General features: G+C 69.6%; 7 protein-coding genes. 3 read left to right on the top strand and 4 right to left on the bottom strand.

Annotated elements, in window-relative coordinates; genetic code table 11:
• Nucleotides 1-500, top strand: a 500-nt coding sequence (locus tag E8A49_RS16470; protein ID WP_293383795.1) for an electron transfer flavoprotein subunit alpha/FixB family protein, incomplete at its 5' end; no start/stop codon positions are given.
• Between the two features lie 189 nt (nt 501-689).
• Nucleotides 690-1,568, top strand: a complete 879-nt coding sequence (locus E8A49_RS16465; protein ID WP_293383792.1) for a 3-hydroxybutyryl-CoA dehydrogenase — start codon at nt 690-692, stop codon at nt 1,566-1,568.
• 13 nt (nt 1,569-1,581) lie between these two features.
• On the opposite strand, the gene E8A49_RS16460 is transcribed toward E8A49_RS16465, so the two are convergent.
• Both E8A49_RS16460 and E8A49_RS16455 read right to left on the bottom strand, forming a co-directional pair.
• On the bottom strand, nt 1,582-1,962 hold the full coding sequence (locus E8A49_RS16460) for a DUF1801 domain-containing protein (protein WP_293383789.1): 381 nt from the start codon (nt 1,960-1,962) through the stop codon (nt 1,582-1,584).
• Between the two features lie 128 nt (nt 1,963-2,090).
• Nucleotides 2,091-3,308 (bottom strand): PQQ-dependent sugar dehydrogenase, encoded by a 1,218-nt coding sequence (locus E8A49_RS16455; protein WP_293383786.1) that lies wholly within the window; start codon nt 3,306-3,308, stop codon nt 2,091-2,093.
• Between the two features lie 200 nt (nt 3,309-3,508).
• Between E8A49_RS16455 and E8A49_RS16450 the strand changes: the two genes are divergently transcribed.
• Entirely contained in the window at nt 3,509-4,801 is a 1,293-nt protein-coding gene (locus E8A49_RS16450) for a hypothetical protein (protein ID WP_293383783.1), read from the top strand.
• A 37-nt stretch (nt 4,802-4,838) separates the two neighbouring features.
• Here E8A49_RS16450 and E8A49_RS16445 read toward each other — a convergent pair whose 3' ends face one another.
• The gene (locus tag E8A49_RS16445; RefSeq protein ID WP_293383780.1) at nt 4,839-5,615 is read right to left on the bottom strand and encodes an ABC transporter permease; all 777 of its coding nucleotides are present in this window, start codon (nt 5,613-5,615) and stop codon (nt 4,839-4,841) included.
• Complete coding sequence (locus E8A49_RS16440; protein ID WP_293383777.1) at nt 5,612-6,538, bottom strand: ABC transporter ATP-binding protein; 927 nt, start codon at nt 6,536-6,538, stop codon at nt 5,612-5,614. The genes E8A49_RS16445 and E8A49_RS16440 overlap by 4 nt, the downstream gene beginning before the upstream one ends.
• Between the last annotated feature and the right edge of the window lie 40 nt (nt 6,539-6,578).

The following is a 6,578-nucleotide window of genomic DNA, read 5'->3' as shown; positions in this document are numbered from 1 at the left end:
CCACCGCCTTCAAGGCGGCGGCGGACGGCGGCTCGGCCAAGGTGGAGACCATCCCGGCCCCGGCCGCCCCGGCCAAGACCCACTTTGTCGACCAGAAGCTGGTGAAGTCGGCCCGTCCGGAGCTTTCCGGCGCCAAGATCGTGGTCTCCGGCGGCCGCGCCATGGGCTCGGCCGAGGAGTTCCAGAAGGTCATCGAGCCGCTCGCCGATAAGCTGGGCGCGGCCGTCGGGGCGTCCCGGGCCGCGGTGGATGCCGGCTACGCCCCCAACGACTACCAGGTCGGCCAGACCGGCAAGGTGGTGGCGCCGGAGCTCTACATCGCCATCGGCATCTCGGGCGCCATCCAGCACCTGGCCGGCATGAAGGACTCCAAGGTCATCGTGGCGATCAACAAGGACGCCGACGCGCCGATCTTCCAGGTCGCCGACTACGGCCTGGTGGCGGACTACAAGACCGCCGTGCCGGAGCTGATGGCGGCGCTCACCGCGGCGGGCAAATAGGTCCAACCGCAACCGCGAGTAGGTGAAATCCAGGGGCGGCGCCGCAAGGCGCCGCCCTTTACGTTTCGGGAACTGCCGTCGGTCACGCTGCGCCGCAGCAAAAACTTGCGGCAGTACGGCGCCGCCATGCTAGAAATCGTCGCGGAAATTTGGCCGTCCTGTCACGGCCGCTACCAAAGGCTCTGCTGAATGGTTCATATTAAGTCGGTCGGCGTCATCGGCGCGGGCCAGATGGGCACCGGAATCGCCCATGTGGTGGCGCTGGGCGGCTACGATGTGCTGCTGCATGACGTCAGCGCCGAGCGTCTGGAGGCCGGGATCGGCCTGATCCACCGCAACCTCACCCGCCAGGTGACGCGGGGCATCGTCACCCAGGATCAGATGGACGCGGCGCTCGGCCACATCCAGCCGGCCGGCGAGTTGCAGACGATCGGCGGCACGGACCTGGCCATCGAGGCGGCCACCGAGAACGAAGAGACCAAGAAGGCGATCTTCAAGGCGCTGGGCCCGCACCTTTCCGACACCACCCTCCTGGCCTCCAACACCTCCTCCATCTCGATCACCCGCCTGGCGGCGGCCACCGACCGGCCGGATCGGTTCATCGGCCTGCACTTCATGAACCCGGCGCCCTTGATGAAGCTGGTGGAGATCATCCGCGGCATCGCCACCGGCCCGGAGACCTACGAGACGGCGGTCAAGTTCGCCCAGTCGCTGGGCAAGACCACCGCCAACGCCGAGGACTTCCCCGCCTTCATCGTCAACCGCGTGCTGGTGCCGATGATCAACGAGGCGATCTACACCCTCTACGAGGGCGTGGGCACGGTGGAGGCCATCGACACGGCCATGAAGCTGGGCGCCAACCACCCGATGGGCCCGCTGGAACTGGGCGACTTCATCGGCCTCGACACGGTGCTGTCGATCATGAACGTGCTCTACGAGGGCCTGGCGGACTCCAAGTACCGCCCCTGTCCGCTGCTGGTGAAGTACGTCGAGGCCGGCTGGCTGGGCCGCAAGGCCGGGCGCGGGTTCTACGATTACCGCGGCGAGGCCCCGGTCCCGACGCGCTGATCCGCCAAGCCGCCTATCCCCGCGAAGGCAGGGAAACACCGGGCGGGCGCGGTCGTTTGCCGGCGGTCTTGCCGCGAGCGGCCTCGGCTCGGGCCTGCACGATGTCGGCGATCAGGTCGTACGGAATGGGCTGATCCAGCGGGAACCTCAGATTTCCCTTCTCGCCGCGGTAGGGAAGAACCCGGCTTTGCAGGTTCGGATCGCGCACCGGCGGGTACAGCCCGATATGCGTCTTGAAGGCGCCGAAATGGACGATGTCCTTGTCCAGGGCGAACGTGGGCATCTTGTAGCTGATCTTCTCCTTCGCGAGAGGCGCGGCCCGCCGGATGGTCTCTCGGATGTTTTGCAGAATCCGCCGGACGTCTTCCGGAAACGCGGCGATGTAGTCGTCCACCGTGGAGGGAGCTGCGGGAGAGGCCATCATGCTTCCAGGCGCTTTCTCGAAGCATGCTGCCACAGACAGACGGGCGGCGTGAATACCGCCCGTCTGTCTGGCCCTATTTCGGGTCCAGGGCGCAAACCCTACTTCGGCGTCACTTTCCAGAGCGCGCCGGGCGCGGCGTCCTCGATCATCCACAGCGCGCCGTCGGGGCCCACTTCGACATCGCGGATGCGGTGCCCGACGGGCCAGCGCTCGGCCGAGGTGGCGGTCGCGCCCTTGATGACAATGCGGTTCAGGGTCTTGCTCCCCAGGCCGCTGACCAGGGCCGAGCCCTCCCACTGCGGGAACATCTTGCCGTGGTAGAAGATCAGGTTCCCGGGATCGATCACCGGCGTCCAGTAGAGCGCGGGCAGGGTGACGCCGGGCACGCTGTCCGGGCTGGGGATCGGCACGCCGTTGTAGTTGGTGGCGTAGCGTTCCAGCGGCCAGCCGTAGTTCTTGCCCGGCTCGATCAGGTAGAGGCCGTCGCCGCCGCGCGGGCCCATCTCGGCTTCCCACAGCTTGCCGTCCGGCGCGAAAGCCAGGCCGTAGGGCGTGCGGTGGCCCTTGGTCCAGGTCTCGGAAGGCGTCAGGTTCGGGCCGGGGAAGTTGTAGGTGTAGACGACCGGCGCGGTCTTGGCCTTCTCGGTGTCGACGGGCGGGTCGATGATCGGCAGGCTGGCCGCGCCGGTCTTGCCGGCCATAGGGTTGCCGGGCGCGGGCTTGCCGTCGAGGGTGAGGCGCAGGATCTTGCCCAGCGGGCTGTTGGGGTCCTGGGCCGGCGTCATCCGCTGGCGGTCGCCGGAGGTCAGGAACAGGTACTTGCCGTCCGGCGAGAAGGCGACCTGGGCGCCGAACTGGCCGCCCTTGCCGCGCCCGCCGTCCCGCCAGATCACTTTGAGATCGTCGAGGCTGGGCGCGCCCGGCTTGAGGCCGAGCTTGGCGCGGGCGAGCGCCAGGCTGGAGCCGCCCGGCTCGCCCGGCTCGGAATAGGTGAGATAGACGAAGTGGTCCTGGGCGTAGTGCGGCGACAGGAAGACGCCCAACATGCCGCCCTGGCCCTGGGCCAGCACCGCCGGGACGTTGGCGACCTGGGTCTTCTCGCCCGCCTGGGTCACCAGCTGGATGGACCCGGTCTTCTCGGTGATCAGCATCCGGCCGTCCGGCAGGAAGGCGATCCGCCAGGGCAGGCTGAAGGTGGCGACCTGGGTCATCGTGAATGGCAGGCTGGCCTCCGGCGCCTGGCTCCCGATGTTGGTCTGGGCGAAGGCGCCGGTGGCGATCAGGGCCGTCAGCACGGCCGTCTTCCCTAGGTTCATGCGCGGTCCTCTGCGGGCTTAGATGCTGTGGCCAGCCTGACGCCAGCTAAGTCCCGGTTGCTGACCCTACAGGGGCGGATCGGGCTCGTCGACGGCGCCGGAACGCCCGCCATCGCCAGAGGCGGGATGGCGAGCACTCCGTTGATCGCCGGCGGAGGAGCCGCGTATCCTCGCCGCGTCGGGCCAGCCGGAGTTCCCAAGTGCCAAGGCTGACAAGCTTCGCCGTCCACCTCCTCGCCATCGTCGGACTTTTGCTGGGCTGGAACCGGCCCAGCGCGGCGAACGCCGCAGCCCCGGCGCCGGGCGTCCAACCCATGGCGGCGCGGACCGACAAGGTTTCGACGCGGATTTTCGGAGCCGTCGGCGTCACCTTCAGTCCCGACGGCGAACGCCTCGCCTTGCTGGGCTTCTGCGACACCACGCGCAAGCGGCTCTGTGTCGAGGTCTTCGACACCCGGTCCTGGCGACCGGTCGCCCTGCTCGACACGCCGAGCGAGCGGCCCGGGATCATCGGCGGCGCCGTGGCCTTCAGCCCCGACGGGCGCCGTCTCGCCGCTGGCCAGCATGTGCTGCGGGTGTGGACCACCGGCGACTGGCGGGCGGCGTTCGACATCCCGGGTCCCTTTGCGAGGGGCGTCTTCGCCGCGGATGTCGTCATCGGGATGACCTTCACCGGCGACGGCAAGTCGTTGGCCGCGGTCTACCGAAAGGCCTGGTATCCGCAGGACGTCACCGTCGCCACGCGAGGCCAGATCGTCGACATCGACGCCGCGCGGCTTGCCGCCATGCGAGGCGGCGAGGCGCCTCCGCACTTTCCGGTCGACATGGTGAGCTTCTATGACGCCGCCACAGGGCGAACCATCGCAGACGCGTATCCGGTAGGCCGCGACCCGATGAGGGGAGGCTCAATCTCCGCCGTTAGCCCCGTTGGAAACAGCAGCGACATCTATGCCGCCTGGTCGAAGGCGGAGGCGTCCGACGGGCCCCCGCCGCGACGTCTAGCCTTCTACGCCGGACGGTTGGGCCCGGACGCGGCGCAGCCGCCCGTGGCGCTGCCGTTCCTCGAGCCGGCGACCGCGCTCACCGCGTCGGACGACGGCGCGGGCTTCATCGCCGGGACCTCCACCGGCGACCGGCAAAGCGGCTTCCCCCGGGCCAGCGGCGACACGGGCGAGCTGCCCCGCAACAACGACCCGATCCTCTTCCACGGCGTGAACGGCCCTGCGTCCACGGCCACGCCGCCCTCGGGCAAGGTCATCGCGCTCGCCCTGACCTCCAAGGACGACGTGATCTCCTGCAACGCCACCGCGGGCGAGAACGGCCCGGTCCAGGTCTGGAACCCCAACACCGGCGCACTGACCGCCAGTTACGCCTTCGGCGGCCTCAGCCCATACCAGTACCTGGCCTGCGCCATCGACCCGACCCGCCGCGCCGTCGCGATCCCGGCGGAGGGGTCGGGGACAGAGCAGCTGCTCATCTTCCACGTCCGTTAGCGCGCGCCTGCCCGGACGCGCGACGGCGAGGACGTCTCTAGCCCCGGCGCGCCAGCTTGCGCGACGCCAGCAGGATCAGCACGGCGCTGAGCGCGGCCAGGACGCCGGCGTGGCCGACCATCGAGCCCTCCGTCGGCATGCCCGCGGCGGCGTGGGCGAGCTGGACCAGGTGATAGGTCGGCCAGATCGCCCGGATGTCATGCAGGAACCCGCTCAACGGGAAGAACAGCCCCGACAGGAAGGCCATGCCCAGATAGACGATGTTGGCGAAGGCGCTGGCGCTGGAGGCCGGCGCCCAGGCGCCGATGAAGAGGCCGATGGCGCAGGCCGGGATCACCCCCAGCGACATCGTCGCCGCCACGGTCAGGAGCTGCATCGGGCTCAGCGTCACGTGGCCCATGGTCAGGCCGGCGGTCACCAGCATCGCCATCACCACCAGGGCGAAGAGGTAGGCCATGATCAGCTTGGCGGCGAGGTAGCCGCCCGTCGGCATCGGCAGGGCGCGCTTGAAGGTGAGCAGGCCCATGTTGCGCTCCACCGCCACCAGGATGCCGAAGCCGAACAGGCCCGGGCCCATGACGCCATAGACCGTCCAGCCCACGAACATCATGTCGGAGAACCCCGGCGGGCGGTGGCCGCCGCCGTTCAACAGCACCCCGAAGAAGGTGTAGAACAGGATCGGCATGGCCAGGATCGGGATCGAGAAGGCCGGTGTCCGGAGCAGCCGCAGGGACTCGTACCTGGCGTCGCTGAGATAGGCGCCCAGCACCCGCCCCGCGGTCATCTTCGGACCGGTGTCGAGGATCGCGGTCATTCTGCGGGCTCCTGGGTGAGTTCGGCGAAGGCTTCGGAGAGGCCGGCGCGGCGCACCTCCAGGTCCTTGAGCTCCGGGTCGGCGGCCAGCAGCCTACGGACCACCGCCTCGGCATCGGCGGTGGTGATCGAGAGCTGGCCGGCCGCGCTCAGGCTGGCGGCGCTGACCTCCGGCCAGGCCAGCGCCTTGGCGAGGCTGAGCGAGGTCGCACAGTCGATCCGCTTGCGGGCCACCAGAGCGCGCATCTCGCCCACCGTGCCCTGGGCGACCTCGCGGCCCTTGGCCATCACCACCACGCGGTCGGCCAGAGCCTCGGCCTCCTCGATGTAGTGGGTGGTCAGCACCACCGAGGTCCCGGCGGCGACCAGGTTCCGCACGCAGGCCCACATGGTCTCGCGCGCATTGATGTCCAGGCCGGTGGTGGGCTCGTCCAGGAATAGGAGGCGCGGGCGGCCGCAGATGGCCAGCGCGAACTGCGCCTGGCGCTTCTGGCCGCCGGAGAGCTTGGCGTAGGGCCGCCGGGCGATCTTCTCGACGCCGGCCAGGGCGATGGTCTCGGCGGGCGTCAGCGGCGCCGGATAGTAGGCCGAAGTCTGGCCGATCAGGTCGCGGACGGTCAGTGCGTCCGGCAGCGCCACCTCCTGCATCATCACGCCCACATTGCGCCGGGCGGTCAGGTCGTGCGGCGAGCGGCCGAAGAGCGTCACCTGGCCGGCGTCCGGGACCTGCAGGCCCAGCATCAGCGCGATGGCGGTGGTCTTGCCCGCGCCATTGGGACCCAGCACCGCCAAGAGCTCGCCCGGCCGCACCTCCAGGTCGAGGCCGTCCAGGGCCACGGTCGCGCCGTAGCGTTTCTTGACCCCGCTCAGGCGGGCGAGCGCGTCCTGCGCCAGCCTCGCCACATGGCTTCCGTCGTCCGCCATCGCCGCCCCCGTGAAAGGTCTCTTCCGACCCTAGTCGCCA

The sequence above is a fragment of the Phenylobacterium sp. genome (assembly GCF_004799515.1).
In the GTDB taxonomy this organism is placed as follows: domain Bacteria; phylum Pseudomonadota; class Alphaproteobacteria; order Caulobacterales; family Caulobacteraceae; genus Phenylobacterium.
This window is presented reverse-complemented; position numbering and strand designations above follow the sequence as displayed.